The sequence below is a fragment of the Wenxinia marina DSM 24838 genome (assembly GCF_000379485.1).
In the GTDB taxonomy this organism is placed as follows: domain Bacteria; phylum Pseudomonadota; class Alphaproteobacteria; order Rhodobacterales; family Rhodobacteraceae; genus Wenxinia; species Wenxinia marina.
This window is the reverse complement of sequence record NZ_KB902283.1, coordinates 66,774-89,383: the sequence shown is the minus strand read 5'-3', so window position 1 is coordinate 89,383 and position 22,610 is coordinate 66,774. Positions and strand designations below refer to the sequence as shown.

Annotated in this window: 17 protein-coding genes; 9 read left to right on the top strand and 8 right to left on the bottom strand. The window is 70.3% G+C overall.

What is annotated here, in order from left to right; genetic code table 11:
* The first annotated feature begins 10 nt into the window (after positions 1-10).
* The 6 genes from A37W_RS0107210 (at position 11) to A37W_RS0107185 (ending at position 7,857) form a co-directional block, all read left to right on the top strand.
* Positions 11-1,237, top strand: a complete 1,227-nt coding sequence (locus tag A37W_RS0107210; protein WP_018302356.1) for an ABC transporter substrate-binding protein — start codon at positions 11-13, stop codon at positions 1,235-1,237.
* Between the two features lie 124 nt (positions 1,238-1,361).
* Positions 1,362-2,264: a carbohydrate ABC transporter permease gene (locus A37W_RS0107205; protein ID WP_018302355.1), complete on the top strand. Its 903-nt coding sequence runs from the start codon at positions 1,362-1,364 to the stop codon at positions 2,262-2,264.
* Positions 2,261-3,088 (top strand): carbohydrate ABC transporter permease, encoded by an 828-nt coding sequence (locus tag A37W_RS0107200; RefSeq protein ID WP_018302354.1) that lies wholly within the window; start codon positions 2,261-2,263, stop codon positions 3,086-3,088. Before A37W_RS0107205 ends, A37W_RS0107200 begins: the two co-directional genes overlap by 4 nt.
* The gene (locus A37W_RS0107195; RefSeq protein ID WP_018302353.1) at positions 3,085-4,149 is read left to right on the top strand and encodes an ABC transporter ATP-binding protein; all 1,065 of its coding nucleotides are present in this window, start codon (positions 3,085-3,087) and stop codon (positions 4,147-4,149) included. Before A37W_RS0107200 ends, A37W_RS0107195 begins: the two co-directional genes overlap by 4 nt.
* Positions 4,150-4,174: 25 nt before the next feature.
* A complete protein-coding gene (locus A37W_RS0107190; RefSeq protein WP_018302352.1) occupies positions 4,175-6,085 on the top strand; it encodes a glycoside hydrolase family 127 protein in 1,911 nt (636 codons plus the stop codon).
* Positions 6,086-6,303: 218 nt separating this feature from the next.
* Positions 6,304-7,857, top strand: coding sequence for a CehA/McbA family metallohydrolase domain-containing protein (locus tag A37W_RS0107185; protein ID WP_018302351.1), 1,554 nt, complete (start codon positions 6,304-6,306; stop codon positions 7,855-7,857).
* Here A37W_RS0107185 and A37W_RS0107180 read toward each other — a convergent pair.
* The 8 genes from A37W_RS0107180 to A37W_RS0107145 form a co-directional block, all read right to left on the bottom strand.
* Positions 7,850-8,806: a formylglycine-generating enzyme family protein gene (locus A37W_RS0107180; RefSeq protein WP_018302350.1), complete on the bottom strand. Its 957-nt coding sequence runs from the start codon at positions 8,804-8,806 to the stop codon at positions 7,850-7,852. The genes A37W_RS0107185 and A37W_RS0107180 overlap by 8 nt on opposite strands.
* Positions 8,803-10,623, bottom strand: coding sequence for a sulfatase-like hydrolase/transferase (locus A37W_RS0107175; RefSeq protein WP_018302349.1), 1,821 nt, complete (start codon positions 10,621-10,623; stop codon positions 8,803-8,805). Before A37W_RS0107175 ends, A37W_RS0107180 begins: the two co-directional genes overlap by 4 nt.
* Positions 10,620-12,677: an ABC transporter ATP-binding protein gene (locus tag A37W_RS21155; protein WP_018302348.1), complete on the bottom strand. Its 2,058-nt coding sequence runs from the start codon at positions 12,675-12,677 to the stop codon at positions 10,620-10,622. The genes A37W_RS0107175 and A37W_RS21155 overlap by 4 nt, the downstream gene beginning before the upstream one ends.
* A complete protein-coding gene (locus A37W_RS0107165; RefSeq protein WP_018302347.1) occupies positions 12,677-13,561 on the bottom strand; it encodes an ABC transporter permease in 885 nt (294 codons plus the stop codon). Before A37W_RS0107165 ends, A37W_RS21155 begins: the two co-directional genes overlap by 1 nt.
* Positions 13,561-14,508 carry an ABC transporter permease gene (locus A37W_RS0107160; protein ID WP_018302346.1) on the bottom strand — a complete coding sequence of 316 codons (948 nt, stop codon included), beginning with the start codon at positions 14,506-14,508 and terminating at the stop codon, positions 13,561-13,563. The genes A37W_RS0107165 and A37W_RS0107160 overlap by 1 nt, the downstream gene beginning before the upstream one ends.
* A complete protein-coding gene (locus A37W_RS0107155) occupies positions 14,508-16,055 on the bottom strand; it encodes an ABC transporter substrate-binding protein (RefSeq protein WP_018302345.1) in 1,548 nt (515 codons plus the stop codon). The genes A37W_RS0107160 and A37W_RS0107155 overlap by 1 nt, the downstream gene beginning before the upstream one ends.
* 88 nt (positions 16,056-16,143) lie before the next feature.
* A complete protein-coding gene (locus A37W_RS0107150; RefSeq protein WP_018302344.1) occupies positions 16,144-17,373 on the bottom strand; it encodes a hypothetical protein in 1,230 nt (409 codons plus the stop codon).
* A 144-nt stretch (positions 17,374-17,517) separates the two neighbouring features.
* A complete protein-coding gene (locus A37W_RS0107145; protein WP_018302343.1) occupies positions 17,518-18,666 on the bottom strand; it encodes an ROK family transcriptional regulator in 1,149 nt (382 codons plus the stop codon).
* A gap of 155 nt (positions 18,667-18,821) precedes the next feature.
* On the opposite strand from A37W_RS0107145, the gene A37W_RS0107140 reads away from it, so the two are divergent.
* The 3 genes from A37W_RS0107140 to A37W_RS0107130 all read left to right on the top strand — a co-directional run bounded on the left by A37W_RS0107140 (position 18,822) and on the right by A37W_RS0107130 (position 22,605).
* The gene (locus A37W_RS0107140; protein WP_018302342.1) at positions 18,822-19,796 is read left to right on the top strand and encodes an extracellular solute-binding protein; all 975 of its coding nucleotides are present in this window, start codon (positions 18,822-18,824) and stop codon (positions 19,794-19,796) included.
* 65 nt (positions 19,797-19,861) lie between these two features.
* Positions 19,862-20,947 (top strand): ABC transporter ATP-binding protein, encoded by a 1,086-nt coding sequence (locus A37W_RS0107135; protein WP_018302341.1) that lies wholly within the window; start codon positions 19,862-19,864, stop codon positions 20,945-20,947.
* Positions 20,944-22,605: an ABC transporter permease gene (locus A37W_RS0107130; protein WP_018302340.1), complete on the top strand. Its 1,662-nt coding sequence runs from the start codon at positions 20,944-20,946 to the stop codon at positions 22,603-22,605. The genes A37W_RS0107135 and A37W_RS0107130 overlap by 4 nt, the downstream gene beginning before the upstream one ends.
* The last annotated feature ends 5 nt before the right edge of the window (positions 22,606-22,610 follow it).

Here is a 22,610-nt window from a genome sequence, read left to right as displayed (position 1 = left end):
GGAGGACGACATGAGAACCAACCTGACGACCCTGCTGGGCGGCGCCGTCTCGGCCCTCGCCCTGTCCGGCGCGGCCCTCGCGCAGGAGGACGTGACGATCACCGTCTGGTCGATCGACGGCGCCAACCAGGTCGGCCCGTCCGACACCTTCTCGGCCGATTTCAACGAGCTGGATAACGGGATCACCATCGACTACCGGGTGCTGCAGTTCGACGAGATCGTGAACGAGACGCTGCGCGCCTACGCCACCGGCAACGCGCCCGACATCGTCAGCCTCGACAACCCGGACTTCGCGCTGTTCTCCAGCCGGGGCGCGTTCCTCGACATCACCGACATGGTCGCCGAAAGCGACGTCATCAATCCGGACGTCTATTTCGAGGGGCCGCTCAACTCGGTCATGTGGGACGGCCGCCTGTACGGCGTGGGCAAGTACACCGACACGATCGGCGTGTTCTACAACGCCGACATGCTGGAAGAGGCCGGGCTCGAACCGCCGCAGACCTGGGCCGAGTTCGAGGCCGCCGCCCGCGCGATGGCCGATCCCGAGAACGGCGTCTACGGCGCGACCCTGTCCGCGCGCGGCAACGAGGAGGGGACGTTCCAGTTCCTGCCCGTGATCCAGATGTCCGGCGGCTCCTACGAGAACGTCAACACCGAGGGCGCCCGCGAGTGGCTGACCATGGTGAAGGGCATGATCGACGACGGCGTGATGAGCCAGGACGTGCTCACCCTCGGCCAGTGGGACTCCACCGGCACCTTCAACTCGGGCGACGCCGCGATGGCGATCTCGGGCCCGTGGGAGATCGACCGCATGGTCGAGGACGCCGACTTCGACTGGGGTGTGACGCTGCTGCCGACCTTCGAGGAGGGCGACGAGCGCTCGTCGGCGCTGGGCGGCTTCAACCTCGGGATCCTGTCGACGACGGAGCACCCGGAGGAGGCGTTCCAGGTGCTGGAATACTTCGTCAGCCAGGACCACCGTCTGTTCCCCGAGTTCGGCTACCTGCCGACGCGCGGCGACATCGAACTGCCGGAAAGCGGCATCCCCGAGAAGGACGCCGCCCTCGCCGTGTTCCAGGAGCAGCTGCAGTACGCCCAGCCGCGCGGCCCGCACCCGGACTGGCAGCAGATCTCCAAGGCGATCTACGACGCCGAGCAGGCGGCCCTCACCGGCCAGATGACGCCGGACGAGGCGCTGTCCCAGGCGCAGGCCACGATCGACGGCATCCTGAACTGAGCGGCCGACAGGGGCGGCGGCGCGAAACTCTCCCGGGCCGCGCCTCCGCCCCTTGGCCGACAGACCCCGGACCGGCCTCCGGTCCGGGGACCCCATTCCGCCCGCCCGCTCCCGAGAGGACGCCATGCGCCGCATCCTGTCCAGCATCACCGACGGCAAGGGGTTCGACCTCGTGCTGGTCGGGGTGACGATGATCTTCCTGCTCGCCCTCGCGGGCCTGCCGCTGGTCTACAACGTCCTGCTCTCCTTCCAGGAGGTGGACATGTTCAACCTCGCCGCCTTCCAGCGGCCGTGGGCGGGGCTGGAGAACTACCGCGAGGTGATATCGCAGCCCGAATTCGGGCTGGTGATGAAGAACACCGGCATCTTCGTCTTCGGCTCCATCGCCGGGCAGTTCGTCCTCGGCTTCGCGCTGGCGATCTTCTTCATGGTGAAGTTCCCCTTCGCCTCGACCATCCGGGGCGTGTTCCTCGTCTCGTGGGTGATGCCCGGTCTCGTCGTGGGCGCGATCTGGGGTCTGATCCTGGCCGGCGACTACGGCGTGCTGAACGCGATCCTGCAGAGCCTCGGGATCATCGACGGGACGGTGTTCTGGAAATCCGACCCGCGGCTGTCGATCTGGGCCGTCACCATCGCCAACATCTGGCTCGGCCTCGCCTTCAACATGATGCTGCTCAGCGTCGGCCTCGCCGCGATCCCGCGCGACCTCTACGAGGCGGCCGAGCTCGACGGCGCGAACGGCCTCCAGCGCTTCGCCACGATCACGGTGCCGATGATGCGCTCGACCATCGGGGCGGTGCTGGCGCTCGGCCTCATCTACACGCTGCAGCAGTTCGACCTCTTCCCGGCGATCACCGAAGGCGGGCCGGCCAACAGCTCCACCGTGGCGCAGTACTGGGCGTGGCAGTGGTCGTTCCGCATCTTCGACTTCGCCAAGGGCGCGACGGTCAGCGTGATGATGCTGATCTTCGTCCTCGTCGCCTCGATCGTCTACGTCTGGTCGACCCGGGCGGAGGTGCGCGGATGACCCGAGTGCCCGTGCCCCGCCTCCTGCTCGCGCTCGCGCTGGTGCTGGCGGCGATCTACCTCTTCCCGCTCTACTGGATGTACGTGACCTCGCTGAAGGGCGGGTCCGAGATCTTCGCCAACCCGCCCACCTTCTGGCCGCGCGACCCCAACCCCGCGATCTATCCCGAGACGTGGGAGCGGCGGACGATGGGGACGTTCCTGTGGAACTCGGTCGTCATCGGCTCGGGCGTCACCGCGCTCACGGTGCTGCTGGGGACCGGCTGCGCCTACGTCCTCGCCCGCTATCGCAGCGCCTGGATCGACGTGGCGCTGTTCGTGATCCTGATGCTGCAGGTGCTGCCGGCGAGCGTGATGATCACGCCGATCTACGTCGGCTTCAACCAGCTGGGCCTGCTCGCCTACCCGCGCTTCGCCGTGATCCTCGCTGCGGCGGCCAAGTCGATCCCGTTCTACATCGTCCTCGTGCGCGCCACCTTCATGAACGTGCCGCGGGAGCTGGAGGAGGCGGCGCTCGTCGACGGCAATTCCCGCTGGGGCGCGTTCTTCTTCATCGTGCTGCCGCTGGCGCGCAACGGCATCCTCGTCCTCGCAATCCTGACCTTCATGCAGGCCTTCGGGGAGTACATCTATTCGAAGTCGATCATCACGACCCCGGCCTACCAGCCGGCCTCGGTCGGCCTGTCGGGCTTCCTCGGCCCCAACGCGACCGACTGGAACGGGATCATGGCCTACTCGGCGATCTACGTGACCCCCATCGTCGCGATCTTCGTCCTCCTGCAACGCCGGATCGTCGCCGGCCTCACCTCGGGAGCGCTCAAGTGACCCCCCAGATCGAGATTTCCCACGTCGAGAAGCACTACGGCGCCTTCCACGCGCTGAAGGACATCGACCTGACAATCCCCAAGGGGTCGTTCGTCGCCCTCGTCGGTCCGTCGGGCTGCGGCAAGTCCACGCTCCTGCGCTCCATCGCGGGGCTGGAGAGCATCACCTCGGGCGACCTGCGCATCGCGGGCGAGCGGATGAACGAGATGCCGCCGCGCAAGCGGGACGTGGCGATGGTGTTCCAGTCCTACGCGCTCTACCCGCACATGAACGTGCTGGGAAACCTCACCTATTCCCTGCGGTTCAAGGGCGTGGCGAAGGCCGACGCGCGGGAGAAGGCGAACCGGGTCGCCAGCACCATCGGGCTGGAGAAGCTGCTGGACCGCTACCCGCGCGAGCTGTCGGGCGGCCAGCGCCAGCGCGTCGCCATGGGCCGCGCGATCATCCGCGAGCCGAAGGCGTTCCTGTTCGACGAGCCGCTGTCCAACCTCGACGCCGCGCTGCGCGTGCACATGCGGATGGAGGTTCGGGCCCTGCACGACCGTCTGGGCGCCACGTCCGTCTACGTCACCCACGACCAGATCGAGGCGATGACGATGGCCGACCACGTCGTCGTCATGCGCGACGGCCGGATCGAGCAGCAGGGCTCGCCGCTCACCCTCTACGACACGCCCGCCAACCGCTTCGTCGCGGGCTTCATCGGCTCGCCGGCGATGAACTTCGTGGACGGTCACGGCAGCGAGGACGGGCACTCCGTCCGCCTCGACGCGCTGCCCGGCGCGCCTGTCCTGCCGCTGGACCGCCGGGTCGAGCCGGGTCGTCCCGTCGTGGCGGGCCTGCGGCCCGAACACCTGTTCTCGGGCGGCGAGACGCAATTCTCGGTCCCGATCCGCGTGGTCGAGAGCACCGGCTCCATCGCCTATTACACCACCGACACCGATCCCGAGCTGATGCTGGTGGAGCAGGGCCGCGGCAAGCTGCGCTCCGGCGACAGCGCCGCGCTGTCCATCGCGCCCGGCGACATCCACCTCTTCGATCCGATGACCGGCCTCGCGCTCTGACGCGTCCCGGCAGAAAGGCCAAGACATGCGCACCTACCACTCCGTCCCCTTCTCGGACGTCACGATCACCGGCGACTTCTGGCGCGAGCGTCTGGACACCGTGCTGGAGAAGACCATCCTGTCCCAGCTGAAGAAACTGGAGGAGAGCGGCATCCGCGGCTCGATCAAGCTGCCGAAGCCGGTGCCGCCGCTGACCATCCCCCGACAGCCGAGCGGCTTCACCGTCCAGTATTTCTGGGACAGCGACATCGGCAAGTGGATCGAGGCCGCCGCCTACGCCCTGTCGCACCGCCACGACGCCGCGATCGAGGCCGAGGTCGAGGCGATGATCGACGACCTGGAGGCGGCCCAGCAGCCCGACGGCTACCTCAACTGCTTCTACACCGAACGCGAGCCGGAGAACCGCTGGACCAACCTGCGCGACAACCACGAGATGTACAACGCGGGCCACCTGCTGGAGGGCGCGGTGGCCTACTACCACGCCACCGGCCGCGACCGCTTCCTGACCATCATGGAGCGGTACATGGACCACATCGCCGCGACCTTCGGGCGGGGCGAGGGGCAGAAGCGCGGCTATCCCGGCCACCAGGAGATCGAGCTGGCGCTGATCCGTGCGTTCCATGCGACGGGCAAGGAGAAGTTCCGCGATCTGGCCACCTACTTCATCGACGAGCGCGGCAATACCGACGGGGTGGAGCACTACTTCACGCAGGAGGCGAAGGCGCGCGGCGCGGACCCGGCGAAGTACCATTTCGCCGCGTCGGGCATGTACGAGTATTCCCAGGCCCACATCCCCGTCCGCCAGCAGACCAAGGTCGTCGGACACGCGGTGCGGGCGATGTACATGTACGCCGCCATGGCCGACCTCGCCGCCGAGCACGACGACGCGGGCCTCAAGGCCGCCTGCGAGGCGCTCTGGAAGGACGCGACCGAAAAGCGGATGTACGTCACCGGCGGCTTTGGCCCCTCGGCCCACAACGAGGGCTTCACCAAGGATTACGATCTGCCCAACGACACCGCCTATGCCGAGACCTGCGCCTCCGTCGCGATGGTGTTCTGGGCGGCGCGGATGCTGAACCTCGACCTCGACGGGCAGTACGCCGACATGCTGGAGCTGGCGCTCTACAACACCTGCCTCGCAGGGCTCAGCTGCGACGGGACCCACTACTTCTACGACAACAAGCTGGAAAGCGACGGCTCGCACGATCGCTGGGCCTGGCACATGTGCCCCTGCTGCACGATGAACGTCAGCCGCCTCGTCGCCTCGGTCGCGGGCTATTTCTACGGGCGCAGCGAGGACGAGATCGCCGTCCATCTCTACGGCGGCGCGACCGCCACGCTTCCGGTCGCGGGCGGGCGCGTCACGCTGGAGGAGACGTCGGACTATCCGCGGGACGGCCGCGTCCGGATCGCCGTGACGCCGGACGGGGCACGGCCCTTCACCCTGTCGCTGCGCATCCCGGCCTGGTGCGACGGCGCCGCGGCCAGCCTCAACGGCGAGGCCGTGGAGGTGACGACCGAGCGCGGCTACCTCAAGATCCGCCGCGACTGGTCGGCGGGCGACGTGGTGGAACTGGACCTGCCGCTCGTCCCCGGGCGCCTCTACGCCCACCCCGACGTCACCCGCGACGCCGGGCGCGTGGCGCTGCGCCGCGGGCCGCTGGTCTATTGCGCCGAGCAGCACGACAACGACGCCCCCGTCCTGCGCCTGCGCCTGCCCGAGGACGCGCCGCTGACGGATCGTCGCGCGCCCGACCTGCTGGGCGGCACCGTCCTCATCGACGCCCCCGCCCGGGCGGAGGAAGACGGCCCGTGGGCCCACGCCCTCTACCGCAGCCGCCGCGCGCCGGAGACAGAGACCACCCTCACCGCCGTGCCCTACTACCTGTGGTGCAATCGCGGCGCGAACCCGATGCAGGTCTGGCTGCTGGAATGACGGTCTTCCGGGTGGAGGCCTGCCTGCGTCGCTCCTTCGCGACCGTGGAGCGCCGTTGGCGGGCGACGCGGACGTGCGGTTCGTGGGATCGATCGGTCATCGTTCCCCGTCGCCGCGCGTGAGAAGTCCCCGCCCGGTTGCCGGGGGCGGCATTTCATGCGCTCCTGTCCGCCGAGGACACACTTTCCAGCCCGCCATCATCATTGACAGACCAGCCCATGCCCTACCGCTTTCCGTCGGCCGACCTGCCCTTGGCCGAGCGACTGGGGCTGACGCCCCGGCTCGGCGACATCCATAACCATTGCGGCCTGTCCTACGGCCACGGAAGCCTGGAGGACGCCCTGGCGCGGGCCGCGGTGCAGCTCGACTTCGTCTCGGTGACCGGGCACGCGCACTGGCCCGACATGCCGGTGGACGATCCCGAGGTCGCCCATATCGTCGCCTTCCACGTCGAGGGCTTCGCCCGGCTCGCGGAACGTTGGCCGGGGCATTACGAGACGCTTCGCGCGGCGGACGGGAACGCCCTCGCGGTGTTCCCCGGGTACGAGATCCACTCGGCAGAGCATGGCGACTACACCGTCGTCTATCGCGACCTCGACGGCACGCCGATGCACCTCGCCGACAGCCCTGCCGAGCTGCGCGACGCCCTGGAGCGGCACCTGCCGGGCCGGGCCTTCGCCTTTCCGCACCACATCGGCTACCGCCACGGCGCACGCGGCATCAACTGGAGCACCTTCGACCCCGCGCTGTCGCCGGTGGTCGAGATGATGTCGATGCATGGCTGCGCCGAGGCGAGCGACACCGCGCTGCCCTACCTGCATTCGATGGGTCCGCTGGACGGGGCCGGCACGATGCGGCACGGGCTGGCCCTCGGCCACGTCTTCGGTGTGGTCGGCAACACCGACCATCACAGCGCCTTTCCGGGCTCCTACGGCCACGGCCGGACCGTCGCCTACGCGCGGGGGGCCGGGCGGGGGGCGACGTGGGACGCCCTGACCGGGCGTCGGACGACGGCGCTGACGGGGGCGAACATCCACCTGCTGGCCGCGATCGGCGACGTGGTCCAGGGCGGGATCGTCGCCCCTGCGTCGGAGGCCTTCCTCGACATCGAGGCGGCCGCCGGCGGCCCGATCGAAACGCTCGACGTGATCCGGGGCGGGCGCCTCGTCCATCGCATCACCCCGGCGCTGGAGCCGGCGCCGGTCGCGCCACCGGGCAGGACCGTCTTCTTTCTCGAGATGGGATGGGGGCCGCGCGGCGGCGCGCACCGATGGGAGGGCGAGATCGCGGTGGAGGGCGCGCGACTCCTGGGGGTCGAGCCGCGCTTCCGGGGGCGCGTCGAACTGGCGCTGCCTGAAGAGGAGGGGCGCGACGATCCGGTGCCATGGATCGAGGCCGAGGGTGCGCGCGTGCGGTTCGGAGTCGTCGCCCGAGGCAATCCCACGACCTCGACCAGCGCCACCCAGGGCGTTGCCCTCCACCTCGACGCCGACCCCGGCGGGCGGGTGCGGCTCACCCTGTGCGGCCAACAGATCGACGTGCCGTTCGAGCGGCTGCGCCAGGGCGCCCTCTCCGGCAACCTCGGGCCCATCGACAGCCCCGCCTGGCGGCTGCACCGGATGCCGGCGGTGGAGGAGCTGCAGTGGAGCGGCCGGGTCCCGCTCGGTCCTCTGACGGAGGGCGAGACGCTCTACCTGCGGCTGCGCCAGTCCTGCGGCCAGATGGCCTGGACCTCGCCGATCTTCTGCCGCAGCGACGCGGCGGTCACCTGACGATCGCCGTCTCCGGCCAGACCACGCGAAAGCCGGTATGGGACAGGGTGCTTTCCGGCGCGTTGCCGATGCGCGCCGCGATCCTGTAGCGGTCGCAGTAGGAGGCGTGGCAGAGGAAGGAGCCGCCCTTGGCGACGCGATGCCCGCGTTGCGCCCGCGCCCGCTCCCGCGCGCCACGCTTGAGCGAGCCGATCCGGAACGGGTCCGCCGTCCATTCCCAGACGTTCCCGACGACGTTGTAGAGACCGTAGCCGTTCGAATCGAAGGATCGGGCGGGCGCGGTTCCGGCGTATCCGTCGGCGCCGGTGTCCCGATGCGGAAACTCGCCCTGCCAGATGTTGCAGGGGTGGACGCCGTCCGCCTCGGGCAACGCGTCCCCCCAGGGATGGCGCACGTCGCCCAGTCCGCCCCGGGCGGCGTGCTCCCACTCCGCTTCCGTGGGGAGCCGCCCGCCGGCCCAGGCGGCATAGGCGCGGGCGTCGTGCCACGAGACGTGGACGACCGGGTGATCGGGCCGCCACGCGGCTCCTTCCGTGCCCGGTCCGGCGACATCGCGCCAGGACGCGCCCTCGACCGCGCACCACCATTCGGCGCCCTGCGCCCGACGCGTCGGCCCCAGCTCCGGCGGGACGTGGGCGTGGAACACGAAGGACCACCCGAAGCGCTCCGCCTCCGTCATGTGGCCCGTCGCCGCGACGAAGTCGGCGAACTCGGCGTTCGTGACCGCGCCGGCGCCGATCCGGAACGGGGCGAGGCGGGCGGTGCGCAGCGGTCCCTCGCCGTCGGCCGGGATCGAGGGGCGGTCCGTGCCGATGAGCGCGCGGCCGCCGGGAATGGAGATGGCGGACGCAGCAAGGCGGAGGGCGGCGGCGTCGTCGAGGCCCGGCATGGTGCGCGCGCCGCCCGGCCGCGTCGCGACGGGCGCGCAGCAGGCGCCGCCCGCGGTCATTCCGTCGCCGGCGGGTCTTCCGGCAGGATATGGGGAAACCCGGGTCCCAGCAGGTCGAAGCGGAACAGCGCCATGTCCGGCGTGTAGGTGCCGTCCAGACGCCGCTCCAGATAGGCGGCGGCGCCGCGGACGTACTCGTCGGGGCCGACCGCGAGGCGGCTGGCGAGGGGCAGCGTGATGTCCGGGAAGAGGGGCAGGCAGGTCAGCGCCTCGAGCGCCGACAGCGCGAGGATCGGATCGTCCGCCGCCGCCGCGTCGGTCAGCCACCGGACCGCCGCCTCGGCATCGCCGGCGTGGCCCCACGCCTCGGCGAGGGCGATGCGGACCACGGGATCGCGTTCGGCGTCCAGGGCGGCGCCGAGGTCGATCGCCGGGGCCTCGCCCTCGACCGCGAGCATCAGCAGGCCCTGCGCCGCCCAGTAGCGCCGCGCCGCGCAGTCGGAGGCCAGCTCTTCCTGCAGATCCGGGATCTTGGCCGGGTCCCGCCGGATCGCCAGCCCCGCGAGGTCCATGAGGTCCTTCAGACGCGCCTCCGGCCACTCCGCCGCCTCCGCTGCGGCGGCGCTCCCCTCCGGCACCAGCCCGAGATCCCGGACCGCCAGCATGTGCGCGTCCAGCGCCCCGCGCATGTCCCGCAGCACGGCCTCGTGGCCGGCCTCTCCCGCGAGATCCCGGATCGCGTCGGGATCGGCGTCCATGTCGTACAGCTCCTCGGCCGGCTTCCGGCTCCAGAACCGCGCCTGCACGGGATCCAGCGTCCCTTCGAGATGGGCCGCCTCGTAATCCTGGTAGTGCGCGCCGAGCCAGGCGAACGCGTAGTGCTGTCCCCACGGGCGATGCGGCGCGTAGTTGCGGATGTAGCGGTAGCGCCGGCCGCGGGCCGTGCGCGTCAGGTCGTGCCGCTCGTCCATGCGCCCCCGGCCCGAGAAGGCGTGGGTGCGGGGGGACGCGGCGGCTCCGAGGAACGATTGCCCATGAAGGCCGGAGGGCGGCGCCACCCCGGCCAGGGCGGCCAGCGTCGGCAGGATGTCGACCAGCGACACGGGATCGCCGACGTGGGTGCCGGGCTCGGCCGGGACGAGGTGCCGCCACCGCTCCGGCACCCGCACGATCAGCGGCACCCGGATCCCGTCGTCGTAGCAGAAGCGCTTCGAGCGGGGCAGGGGCGAGGCGTGGTCGGAGTGGTAGAGGACGATGGTGTCATCGGCCAGACCGGCCTCCTCCATCTCGCGCAGGCGCGCGCCGAGCGCCGCGTCCACCTGCGCGATGCGGTTGTAGTAGCGCGACAGGCTCTGCCGCATGCCGGGGGTGTCCGGCAGGTGAGGGGGCAGGGTGACATCCTGAGGCCGCACCGGCCCCTCCTGCTCGCGGAAGACGCAGCTCTCGTGGGTGATCATCGAGTTGAAGACGGCGAGGAAGGGCGCGCCTTCGGGCCGCTTCTTCCAGTGCGCGTCCGTGCCGCAGGCGTCCCAGATCACGGCGGGGTCGACGTCGCAGTTGTAGTCCGTCTTCTCGTTGTTCGTGCAGTAGTAGCCCGCCTCCCGCATCATCGCCGGGTAGGTCGGCGTCCCCGCCGGCAGGTGGGCGTTGGCCCGCATGTTCTCGGCCGGGGGCAGGCTCTCGGCATGGCGGCCGGTGAGGATGGCGAAGCGCGAGGGTGCGCAGACCGGCGATGTGCTGCAGGCGGCGTCCCACGTCACGCCCTCCGCCGCGAGGCGGTCGAGGTGGGGCGTCCGGGCCAGCGGGTCGCCGTAGGCGCCGAGGCGGGGCGGGCAATCCTCGCTCACCAGCCACAGGATGTTGGGGCGGTCGGTCACGTCTTGGTCTCCTCGGCCAGTCGCGCGGCCTCGCCGCTGAAGTGGCAGGCGGCCCGGTGGCGGCCGTCGCCGGCGAGCGCGGGGTCCGTCTCGATGCAGATCCGGCGCTCGGGGTGGACCAGCGGACCGATCGGACAGCGTGTGCGGAAGCGGCAGCCCGACGGCGGGTTGCGGGGATCGGGCGGATCGCCCCCGAGCACCGTCTTGCGGCCCATCGCGCCCGGATCGGGCCGCGGCCGCGGCGTCGAGGACATGAGCGCGGCGGTATAGGGATGGCGCGGGCGCGCGTAGATCTCCTCGGCCGGTCCTTCCTCGACGATGCGGCCGAGATACATGACCGCCACCCGGTCCGACAGGTGCCGGACGACGGCGAGATCGTGGGCGATGAAGAGGAGCGCGAGGCCCAGGCGGTCGCGCAGGTCGGCGAGGATGTTGATCACCTGCGCCTGGATCGACACGTCGAGGGCCGAGACCGGCTCGTCGCAGATCAGCACCCGCGGCTCCACCGCCAGCGCCCGGGCGATGCCGATCCGCTGCCGCTGCCCGCCCGAGAAGGCGCGGGGGTAGCGGCCCAGGTAGCCGCGGTCGAGGCCGACCATCTCCATCAGCCTCTGGCATTCCGCCTCGCGCTCCGCCGCCGGCAGGCCGCGCTGCTCCAGCGCCTCGGACAGGATCTGGCGGATCGTGAGGCGGGGATTGAGCGAGGCGTAGGGGTCCTGGAAGACGTACTGGACCGTCTTGCGTACGTGCGCCGCGGCTGCGTCGTCGAACGCGGTGACGTCCCGTCCGTCCACGAGGATGCGCCCGCCCGAGAGGGGGTTCACGCCGACGACGGCGCGCGAGACCGTGGTCTTGCCGCAGCCGGATTCGCCGACGAGACCGACCGTCTCGCCGGGGAAGACCTCCAGCGACACGCCGTCCACCGCGTAGAAGGGCGGTTCGCGCCGCAGCAGCCGGCGACGGGAGCCGAAATCGACGCGCAGATCCTCCAGCTGAAGGATCGGGGCGCGTCCGAACGAGCGCCCCGCCGCGGCGTCGACCTCGCCGCGCTCCGCCGGTTCCGGCGGCAGCCGCCCCTCGCGCTGGGCGACGTGGCACGCGGCCTCGCTCTGCGGCCGCTCGGGAATCGGCGAGAGCGCCGGGACGGTGCGCCGGCAGACCTCCTCCGCCAAAGCGCAGCGCGGATGGAACGCGCAGCCCGGCGGCAGGTGCGACAGGTCGGGCGTCGCGCCGGGAATCGCCGGAAGGCGGGAGAGCCGGTCCCCCCCGATCTGCGGCATCGAGCGCAGCAGCGCGCGCGTGTAGGGATGCTGCGGCGCGTCGAAGATGTCGGCGACGGCGCCCCGCTCCACCACCCGCCCGCCGTACATGACGATCACGTCGTCGCACAGCTCGGCCACCACGCCCATGTCGTGGGTAATCATGATGACGGTCACGCCCAGCCGCGCCCGCAGCTCCACCAGCAGGCGCAGGACCTGCGCCTGGATCGTCACGTCGAGCGCCGTGGTCGGCTCGTCCGCGATGATGAGCGGGGCGGAGTTGGCGAGCGCGATGGCGATCACGACCCGCTGCCGCATGCCGCCCGAGAACTGGTGCGGGTACTCGTCGATCCGGCTCTCCGGGTCGGGGATGCCGACCTGCCGCAGAAGCTCCAGCGCGCGGGCCCGCGCGTCGCGGGCGGACATGCCGTGGACCGTCAGCGCCTCCTCGATCTGCCAGCCGACGGTCTTGACCGGGTTCAGCGCCGCCTGCGGGTCCTGGAACACCATCGCCAGATCATGCCCGCGCAGGCGCCGCAGCTCGCGCTCGGGCAGGCCGACGAGGCTTCGGCCCGCGAGGCTTATGTCGCCGCCCGTGACGCGGCCGCCCTCGGGCAGCATGCCCATCACCGACTTCGCGGTCATCGACTTGCCGGATCCGGACTCGCCGACGATGCCGAGGATGCGGCCGCGTGCGACGTCGAACGAGACGTCGTGCAGCACCCGAAGGGGCTGCTGCGCCGACCCGAACTCGACCGAGAGGTCCCGGACGGACAGCAGGATGTCGTCCGCCATCACGTGCGCTTCGCGTTGAGGACCGCGGCGTTCAGCGCGTCGGCGATCAGGTTGAAGGCCAGCGCCAGCAGCAGCAGCATGATGATCGGCCCCGCCGTGTACATCGGCTGGGCATAGACGTAGCGGATGCCGACGTTCAGCAGCGTCCCCAGCGACGGCGTGGGCGGCTGGATGCCGAGGCCGACGATCGACAGCGCCGCCTCGGCAAAGATGCCCGCGATCATCGACAGCGACGCCTGCACCAGCAGCGGGTCCAGCGTGTTCGGCAGGATGTGCCGCGTCATCACCTTGCGCTTCGGCACGCCGAGGACCTGCGCGGCGAGGACGTATTCGCGGGTCTGCTCGGTCAGCAGCGCACCCCGGGCCAGCCGGCCGAACTGCGGCAGCGAGAAGACGAGGATCGTGATCGCGAGCGCGAGCCAGCCGGCGCCGATCGCGACGACGATGCAGATGCCGAGGACGAGGCTGGGAAAGCCGAGGATGATGTCGAAGATGCGCTGGCAGACCTCTCCGAGCCGCCGCGAGACGGCGCCCGACAGGCCCATGAGGATCCCCAGCGCCATCGCCAGCGGCACGGCGACGAGCACGAGGCTGAGCGAGATGCGCAGCGCGTAGATGCAGCGCACGAAGATGTCGCGCCCGTACTCGTCCGTCCCGAAGGGGTGGATGAGGCTGGGAGGCTGGAAGTTCTCGCGCGTCTGCATGTCGACGCCGCCGGGGAAGATCACCGGCGCCAGCAACGCGGCGAGCAGCATGACGAGGAGCAGGCCGCCGCCGATCATGCCCCGCGGCGTACGGAACGCGCCGAGATAGCGGGCCGTCCCGGCACTGATCCGCGGCCGGCGGCCGGCGGGGTGGTGCGGATGGGTGTCGTTCGCGCTCATCAGCCGTCCAGCCGGATGCGGGGGTCGAGGGCGGCGAGCAGGATCTCGGACGCGAAATGCACGAGGACCGCGATCACCACGGCGAAGAGGACGATGATCTGCACCACCTCGTAGTCCCGGGACGAGATCGAGGTGACGGCGAGCATGCCGAGGCCCTGCCGCGCGAAGATCGCCTCGATCACCACGGCGCCCGCGAGGATCTCGCCGATGCGGATGCCCGTCGCGATCACGGCGGTGCCGAGCGAGTTGCGCAGCACGTGGCTGAGGAGGATGCGGCGCGGCGGCACGCCCTTGGCCACGGCGAGGTCCACGAACTCCTCCTGCCGGACCTGCGCCATGCGGGCATCGACGAGGCGCGCGATCATCGCCGCCTGCGGCAGGGCCAGCGCGAAGGCCGGCATGATGAGATAGGAGAAGCCCCGCACCGGATCGTCGAAGACCGACACCTCGCCGGTGATCGGCATCAGCCGCCAGGTGATGCCGAAGATCAGGATCAGGATCAGCCCGGTCACATGCGGCGGCGTCGCCAGCAGCACGCTGATCGCCCCGTCGAGCAGGGCGCGCGGCGCTCCCTTGCGGGTGATCCCGGCGAGAATCCCGAGGCCGAGGCCCATCACGATCATCAGCGCCGTCGCCGTCACCGCCAGCTCCAGCGTGCTGCCGAGGCGCGCGCCGATCAGCTGCGCGACCGGGCGGTTCGAGATGAGCGAGGTGCCGAGGTCGCCGGTCGCCACCTGGCCGACCCACTCGGCGAACTGGACGGGCAGCGGCCGGTCGAGGCCCATCTGCTCGCGGATCGCCTGCACCTGTTCGGCCGTGGCGTCGGACCCGGCGACGACCTGCGCCGGATCGCCTCCCCCCAGCCGGGGCAGGAGGAAGGCGATCACGGCGGTCACCACCAGCATCAAGGCCACCGAGGGCAGCCTCTTCGCCAGGAAGTGCAGCATCAGCCGAGCCAGGCCTGACCGAGCTGCAGGTAGCCCACGTTGTAGAATTCGAGGCCGTGGACCTGCGGCGTCTTGAGGTGCAGCGGCGTCGTCTTGACGAGGACGTGGCTGAACGCCTCGTCCAGCATGAACTCCGCCAGCTCGCCGAGGGCGGCCGCGTAGGCCTCCTCGTCCTGCGCCGCCTGCAGCGCGTCCTTCAGCTGACGATACTCGGGCGGGTCGAACTTCGACGGATTGTTCGGCCGGAGCGCCGGCAGCGCGTCGACCAGCGTGGCGGCCGAGAAGCCCTGCAGTCCGTGGATCTGCATGAAGACGGGGCCGAGCTCGCCCGCCGTCTGGCCCTGGTCGAAGGCCGCCGTCTCCAGCACCTGGCCGACCGGGTTGAGGCCCACATCGCGCAGGTTGTTCTGCACGATCTCGTACACCGCCGGCACCGCCCCGAAGCCGATCACCTGCATCGGCACGTCGGCCCCCTCGGCCCCGGCCTCGGCAATCAGCTCGCGCGCGCGGTCGGGGTCGTAGGAATAATGGTTGTTGATCTCGTCGGTCGATCCCGGCTCGTTGGTGCGCCACCAGACGTCCGCCGTCTCGCCCGCGCCGTCGAAGACCTGGTCGATGATCCGCTCGCGGTCGATGGCGTAGCCGATCGCCTGCCGCAGCGCCTTGTTGTCGAACGGCGCGGCGTTCACGTCGATGCCGAGCGGGTAGAACGTGCCGCCCGCGCCCTCGAACACCTCGACGCTCGGATCGCCGGTGAACATGATCTGGTCCCGCGGCGTGAGGTTCAGCACCACGTCGACCTGGCCGCGGATCGCGTTCGCCATCGCGGTGGGATCGTTGATGACGTTCAGCTCCACCGCGTCGAGGTAGGGGCCCTCGCCCCAGTAGTCCTCGTTGGCGACCATGCGGACCGACGCGCCGGGCACCCATTCCTCGAACCGGAACGGACCGGTGCCGATGATCTCGCTGCCGTCCTGCAGGCCGGCGAAGGTCTCCTGGTCGACGATGACGGCGAGCTGGAACACGTCGAAGACGCGCGGCGCGACCGGCGAGTCGGAGGTGATCGTCACCTCGTGCTCGCCCGTCGCCTCGATCGAGGTCCACTGCTCCACCAGCGGGCGCATCTGCGAGGCGTTCTCGGGCACCTTCATCTGCTCGAGCGTGAAGACCACGTCGTCGGCCGTCAGCGGTCGCCCGGAATGGAAGGTCACGTCGTCCCGGATCTGGACGGTGAAGGTGAGGCCGTCCTCGCTGGAGCTCCAGTCGGTCGCCAGCATCCCCTTGGGCTGGCCGCTCTCGCCGTCGAGGACGGTGAGCGTGTCGAAGACGTTGTGGCGGAAGGCGTCGTTGCCGCCCCGGCCGGCGAGGATCGCCTGCGGCTGGATGTCGGCCGTCATGGCGATGCGCAGCGTGCCGCCCTCCTGCGGTGTCTCCTGCGCCCACAGGGCGCCGGGGGCCGCGGCCATCAGGCCGGCAAGCCCCGCGCCGGATTTCAGCAGCGACCGCCGGCTGAGCCCCTGGATACCCGTTCTCTCCCGGTTCCTCATCACACCCCGTCCTCCCTCTGGGTTTTTGATAAAGCATCTTGACCGTATCGGCGGCATCGGGATGCGTCAATCGTCCCCGGGCAGGGGGTCACGCCATGACGCGCCGCGCGGCAAGCATCGCCGGAAAGTCGGGATTGTTGGCCGAGCCGAGGATGCTCGCCGCCGCGCCGGCCGGAATGGCGGGCGCCCCGGCACGCGCCCGGAACAGCCGCGGCAGACGCCGCCGCGGATCGCCCTCGCGCATGACGACCGAGTCCGACAGCGGCAGGGCGTGGGCGATGAGGAGGTCGATCAGCCGGTCGGGCAGGAACCCGCTGATCGCGATCCCGTCGGGCCAGATCGCCGCCTCGATGAAGTTGACGAGGAACCGCATGATCGGCGCCGCCTCTTCCAGCCACGCCCGGAAATCCTGCGGCCGCTCGGCGACCCGGCGCTCCAGCTCGGTCTCCATGTCGCCCTGCGGCAGGTCGAGCCTCAGCGCACGCCGCACCCCGGCCGCCGACAGGACCGCGTTCAGCGTCCGGCCGTCCAGGATGATATGGCCGATCTCGCCGCCATGCGGCCAGACGTCCCGGCTGAGAATCCCGCGATTCACGAACGACGCGCCGAGGCCGAAGCCCGCCTGCACGTTCACGAACCGTGCATCCGCGGGCAGGTGCAGCGCCTCGATCAGCGCGGCCGATTGCGGGTTGTTGAGCGTCATGACCGGCAGTCCCGTCTCGGACGACACCCGGGCGCGGATCCGCTGGATCCCGATCCTCTCGAAGAACGAGCGGAACCACAGCGCGTCCGCCTGGGCCGGCTCGCCCAGGTCGTGGGGCGGGATGCCCGGCAACTCGATCGGCAGCGGGCCGGACAGGCCGATCCCCCAGACGTCCTTGTCGCGATGCCGCCCCAGCACGCCGCCGATCGCGTCGAGCAGCGCGTCGAGATAGCCGCCCGCATCGCCGCCGGGCGACGAGATCGCGACGGAGCCTCGATCGACGATGCCGAACGACAGGTCGACCAGGGCCCAGAGGCAGGCGTTCCACCGGAACTGCACGCCGAGCGCGTGGCCCCGCCCGGGGACGATGCGAAGATCGCGGTGCGGATTGCCCCGCCCGCGATCGTTCGTGCGGGCGACCTCTTCGATCAGCCCCATGTCGAGCAGTTCGTGCGCGATGTTCGTCATCGACTGAAGGCTGAAGGGCATCTCGCCGCCGATCTCCTTGCGGGACCGGTTCGGCTGCCGCCGGATCGCCTCGAACACCATCGTGAGGTTGCGGTGGCGCGACTCGAACGGCGCGGTGTCGCCGGAGGATCTGACGGGGACCTGCATGGCGCGAGACTACCTGCGCCGCCCGATCCGATCAACGGGATGGATCAATGTGGGTGGGCTCAGGAGATGCGGTGTCGCTCCACCCTCCGAGGCAGGAGCCGGCCCTCGTTCGTGTCGGGCGAACCGGGCGACACGGCACCGTGGTCAGCGCAGCTTGCTGACGGCGCCGGGATAGGTCGATGGATTGAAGATCTCGTGGATCGGCAGGGCCGCGGCGCCGAGCTGGGGCAGGCCGTCCTGCTCGGCCTTCAGGATCGCGGGGGGCGCGACGAAGTAGTCCTCGCCCAGGGGCTCGGCCGCGCGGACGGCCTGGATGAGGCCGTCCATCAGGCGCGGATGGAGCGTGCCGCCGATGACGATCGCCTCGGGGGCGAAGGTCCGCGCGATGACAAGGCACAGCCATTGCAGCTGGTCCGCCGCACGTTCCTCCCAGCCGCGGACCACGGGCAGCTCGAGATGATCGTCCCGCAGGTCGCTCAGCCGGTCGAGAACGATCCCCTCCGCCGCGAGCACGTCGAGAAGGTCCTGCCCCGAGGGGCGCGGCCGCGACTTGGGGAACAGCCCGCCCCACTCGGCAGCGAGGGCGTTGCGGCCGAGGTAGGGCTGCTGGTCCACGATGGCCGCCCCGCCGATGCCGTAGGACAGCCAGACGTGGCAGAAGTTGCTGAGGCCCCGGCAGGCGCCGTGGTAGAGTTCGGCCATGCAGGCGGCCTTGGCGTCGTTCATGTGCCGGACCGGCATCCCGAACCAGGGCGACAGGTCCCGCTCGACGTTGACCTCCGGCCAGTCGCGGAACTGGCGGATGCGGGCGACGCGGGTCGGGTCGCCGCTGTACTGGCCGGGATAGCTGACCCCGCAGCCCGCCATCCGGCGGGGGTCGATGCCGGTCCGCTCCATCAGGCGCGCGACGCTGGCGCCGGCCTCGGTCATGAGGGCCTCGAAGCTGCGGTCGGGAACCGGCGTCTCCTCCACCGCCAGCGCGTCGCCGGCGAGATCGGCGATGCAGGTCATGATCCGGTCGGGGTCGATGTAGACGCCGGCGGTGCAGACGCCCCGGGGGTCGATGCTGAGGAGGCGCGCCGGGTAGCCCTTGCGCCCTTCGCGACTGGGGTCCGGCGCCTCGGTCAGGAGCCCCTCGGCCACCATCGGACCGGTCAGGCGCGTCACCGTCGATGGCTTGATGTCGAGCCGGCGGGCGAGGTCGGCGCGCGATTGCGGGCCATGGGTCCGGATCGCCGAGATGATGCGGCGACCGTTGTACGTCAGGCTCGAATGGGGGGGCGATCCGTCCATGGGAGAACGTTCTAGCCGTCCCGGTTGCCCGCGGAAAGTTGGGAAAACCTGTTGACTCGTCTTTTGTTCTGGAATGCAATTTAATCCGGACGCAGCCTGATGCGTCCGACGGACACGCGGGGCCCACCCGCGGAACACCCAACGGGAGGTCTGCAATGAACCTGAAATCCGCCCTGCTCGGCTCCGCCCTCGCCGCTGTCGCGTCCGGCGCGCTGGCCGAGACCGTCACGGTCTACACTGCCGTCCCCGAGAACTTCATCGACGCGCTCGTGCCGATGTTCGAGGAGACGACCGGCAACGACGTCGAGATCATCAAGGCCGGCTCCGGCGAGCTGCTGAACCGCCTCACGGCCGAGGCCGGCAGCCCGCAGGCCGACGTCCTGTGGAGCGTCGACGGCACCGTCATCGACTTCAACCCCGACCTGTTCGAGGCGTACGAGGCGGCGGGCTCCGACGCGCTTGCCGACGGCATGCGGCAGAGCGATCTGTGGACGCCGTTCACCGCCGTCGTCATGGCGTTCATCGTGAACCCCGACCAGCTCGGCGACCTGCCGGTGCCGGACAGCTGGGCGGCGCTGGCCGATCCGCAGTACGACGACATGATCTCGTCCGCGCGCGCCGACGCGTCCGGCTCGGCCTACATCCAGTTCGCCACCGTCCTGCAGGCCTTCGGCAGCGAGGAGGAGGGGCTGGAGATCTACCGCGACATGCTCGGCAACTTCGTCCTGTCCGAAAGCTCGGGCGCGGTGCCGCGCTTCGTCAACGACGGCGAACTGGCGATCGGCGTGACGCTCGAGGATGCGGCCCTGCGCTATGTCGAGGGCGGCGGTCCGGTGGAGATCGTCTACCCCTCCGAGGGCACGGCGATCGCCCCCGATGCGATGGCGCTGGTCGCCGGCGCGCCGAACGCGGACGGCGGCAAGGCGTTCATCGACTTCATGCTGTCGGCCGAGGCGCAGCAGGTGGTGGCCGAGCAGGGCCGCCGGCCCGTCCGGTCCGACGTTGAGTCGAACCCCGCGCTGGTGCCGCTCGCCGAGGTGAACTCGGTCGGCTACGACGCCGCCTGGGCCGCGGACAACCGCGAGCGGCTGGTCGAGATGTGGTCCGACATGGTCCTCGACGTCCAGTGACGCCCCCGGCCGGGCGGGTCATCGCCCGCCCGGCTCACTCTCTAAGAAACGAGCAGGCCCGCCCCATGTCCTCGGTCGAAATCACCGCCCTGCGGAAGCTCTACGGAGACGTGGTGGCCCTGTCCGACATCAACATCTCGATCCCGTCGGGGTCGTTCTACACGCTGCTCGGCCCCTCGGGCTGCGGCAAGACCACGCTGCTGCGGACCATCGCGGGCTTCCACCGGCAGGACGCGGGCAGCATCGAGGTGGCGGGTTCGCCGATCGAGGATCTGCCGGCCTACCGCCGCGACGTCGGCATGGTGTTCCAGGATTACGCGATCTTCCCGCACCTCAGCGTGCGCGACAACGTCGCGTTCGGCCTGAGGCAGCGCAAGGTCGCCTCGGCCGAGATCGCGCGGCGGGTCGAGGCGGTGCTGAAGACCGTCCAGCTGAGCCAGTTCATCGACCGGATGCCGCACGAGCTGTCCGGCGGCCAGCAGCAGCGCGTCGGCCTCGCCCGCGCCATCGTCATCGAGCCCAAGGTCCTCTTGATGGACGAGCCGCTGTCCAACCTCGACGCCAAGCTGCGCGTGGATCTCAGGGCCGAGCTGCGGCGCATCCAGCGCGAGCTGGGGATCACCACGATCTACGTCACCCATGACCAGGAGGAGGCGCTGGCCATGTCCGACACGGTCTGCGTCATGCATGGCGGGGTGATCCAGCAGGCCTCCAGCCCGCTGGAGATCTACATGGAGCCGGCGAACCGCTTCGTGGCCTCGTTCGTGGGCGCCAACAACTTCCTCGCCGTGACGCGGACCGGCGCCTCCGCCGCGCTCGCGTCCGGCGGCGTCGACCTGTCGGGCGAACTGGCGGGCACCTCGGGCGACGTGGTCGCCGCGGTCCGGCCCGAGGCGCTGCGCGTGACCGCCGGCCGGGACGAGGCGGACGCCGGCGGCCTCGCCGTTCCCGCGCGGCTGCGCGAGGTCAGCTTCGTCGGCCGCGAGATGGAGGTCTTCGGCACCACCGAGGGAGGGGAGGAGCTGAAGGCCGTGGCCCGTCCCGACCCGGCGATCGTGGACCTTCACCCGGGCAGCGAGGTCACGTTCCGCGCGCCGCGCTCGGACCTGCTGTTCTTCGAGGCAGGCGCCTCCGGCCGGCGCGTCGCATGACCGCCCGCCCGCTGCGCTCCCGCCTCGACTTCTGGACGGTCGTCACCGGCCTCGTCCTCGTCCTGCTGGCGATCCTGCTGATCCTGCCGATCCTGCGCGTGCTGATGCTGTCCTTCGTGGACGCCGACACGGGTGGCTTCACCTTCGGCAACTACGTCGAGGCGTTCACGCGGAACTACTACCTGAACGGGTTCAAGAACACGCTGTTCGTCGGCGTGATGGGCACGCTCGGCGCCAGCCTCCTCGGCATCCCGCTCGCCTTCTTCACCGCACGCTTCCACGTCCGCGGCCGCACCTGGATCTCGACCCTCGCGATCCTCGTCCTCGTCGCGCCGCCCTTCATCGGGGCCTATGCCTGGATCATGATGCTGGGCTCGAACGGGTTCATCACCAACTTCTTCGAGGCGCTTGGGATCTCCATTCCGACGATCTACGGCGCCCACGGCATCATCCTCGTCTTCACGCTGAAGTTCTTCCCCTTCGTCTTCCTGATGACGCAGACGGCGCTGAACGCGGTGAGCAAGAGCTTCGAGGACGCGGCCGAGAACCTCGGCTGCACGCCCTGGCAGCGGTTCCGCAAGATCACGCTGCCGCTGGTCTTCCCGGCGATCTCGACGGGCGCGATCATCTGCTTCGTCCTGTCCATCGCCGATTTCGGAACGCCGGCGATCCTCGGCCGCGGCTTCCGGACGCTGTCGACCATCGCCTACGCCGCCTACAGGTCCGAGCTCGGCGGGCTGCCGACGATGGCAGTCACGATCTCGATCATCATGATGGCGATCTCGATGCTGGCGCTGGTGGCGCAGCGGCGCATCCTCGCCCGCCGGCGCTACGCCTCGTCGCTGACGAACCTGCCGGTGAAGGTAAGGCTGACCGGCTGGCGGAACGTGGCCATGCATCTGTTCTGCCACGGCGTCGTGCTGATCGCGATGCTGCCGACCATCGTCGTCGTCTACACCTCGTTCCTCGACACGAACGGGCCCGTCTTCACCGGCGGCTTCGGGCTGGAAAGCTATCGCCGCATCCTCGACGACGCGCCGACCGCCATCGCCAACAGCTTCCTCTTCGCCTTCGCGGCCGTGGTCCTGATCACCGCCGTCTCGGCGCTGGTCTCCTACGTCATCGTCCGGCGCGAGACCGCGGCGGCGGGGTCGATCGACTTCCTGATGATGGTGCCCTACCTCGTGCCGGGCGTGGTGATGGCGATCGGCTTCGTCACCACCTTCCGGTCCGGATCGTTCAACCTGATCGGCACGGCGGGCCTGCTGATCCTGATCTATTTCATCCGGCGTCTGCCCTATGGCGTCCGCTCCACCACCTCCAGCCTGCGGCAGATCAAGCCGAGCCTCGAGGAGGCGGCCGTGAACCTCGGCGCACCGCCGCTGAAGGCGTTCCTCAAGGTGACGATCCCGCTGATCGTGCCCGGCCTCGTCGTCGGCTCGCTGATGAGCTTCATCACCGCGATCAACGAGCTGTCCTCCACCCTCATCATCTACGACAGCGGCACGATCACCATGCCGGTCCGCATCTACCTCGCGGTGCTCGACGGCGAGTTCGGGATCGCGGCGGCGCTGTCGACCGTGCTGCTGCTTTGCACGGGCGTCTGCGTCTACGCGGTGTTCCGTTTCGCGGACAACCGCGACTCGGCCTTCGTCTGAGGCGC

What these genes read in the sequence shown, in the direction of transcription:
- A37W_RS0107210 (WP_018302356.1), top strand. Translation starts at nt 11, where the DNA reads ATGAGAACCAACCTGACGACCCTGCTGGGCGGCGCCGTCTCGGCCCTC.
- A37W_RS0107205 (WP_018302355.1), top strand. Translation starts at nt 1,362, where the DNA reads ATGCGCCGCATCCTGTCCAGCATCACCGACGGCAAGGGGTTCGACCTC.
- A37W_RS0107200 (WP_018302354.1), top strand. Translation starts at nt 2,261, where the DNA reads ATGACCCGAGTGCCCGTGCCCCGCCTCCTGCTCGCGCTCGCGCTGGTG.
- A37W_RS0107190 (WP_018302352.1), top strand. Translation starts at nt 4,175, where the DNA reads ATGCGCACCTACCACTCCGTCCCCTTCTCGGACGTCACGATCACCGGC.
- A37W_RS0107185 (WP_018302351.1), top strand. Translation starts at nt 6,304, where the DNA reads ATGCCCTACCGCTTTCCGTCGGCCGACCTGCCCTTGGCCGAGCGACTG.
- A37W_RS0107180 (WP_018302350.1), bottom strand. Translation starts at nt 8,806, where the DNA reads ATGACCGCGGGCGGCGCCTGCTGCGCGCCCGTCGCGACGCGGCCGGGC.
- A37W_RS21155 (WP_018302348.1), bottom strand. Translation starts at nt 12,677, where the DNA reads ATGGCGGACGACATCCTGCTGTCCGTCCGGGACCTCTCGGTCGAGTTC.
- A37W_RS0107165 (WP_018302347.1), bottom strand. Translation starts at nt 13,561, where the DNA reads ATGAGCGCGAACGACACCCATCCGCACCACCCCGCCGGCCGCCGGCCG.
- A37W_RS0107160 (WP_018302346.1), bottom strand. Translation starts at nt 14,508, where the DNA reads ATGCTGCACTTCCTGGCGAAGAGGCTGCCCTCGGTGGCCTTGATGCTG.
- A37W_RS0107155 (WP_018302345.1), bottom strand. Translation starts at nt 16,055, where the DNA reads ATGAGGAACCGGGAGAGAACGGGTATCCAGGGGCTCAGCCGGCGGTCG.
- A37W_RS0107150 (WP_018302344.1), bottom strand. Translation starts at nt 17,373, where the DNA reads ATGCAGGTCCCCGTCAGATCCTCCGGCGACACCGCGCCGTTCGAGTCG.
- A37W_RS0107145 (WP_018302343.1), bottom strand. Translation starts at nt 18,666, where the DNA reads ATGGACGGATCGCCCCCCCATTCGAGCCTGACGTACAACGGTCGCCGC.
- A37W_RS0107140 (WP_018302342.1), top strand. Translation starts at nt 18,822, where the DNA reads ATGAACCTGAAATCCGCCCTGCTCGGCTCCGCCCTCGCCGCTGTCGCG.
- A37W_RS0107135 (WP_018302341.1), top strand. Translation starts at nt 19,862, where the DNA reads ATGTCCTCGGTCGAAATCACCGCCCTGCGGAAGCTCTACGGAGACGTG.
- A37W_RS0107130 (WP_018302340.1), top strand. Translation starts at nt 20,944, where the DNA reads ATGACCGCCCGCCCGCTGCGCTCCCGCCTCGACTTCTGGACGGTCGTC.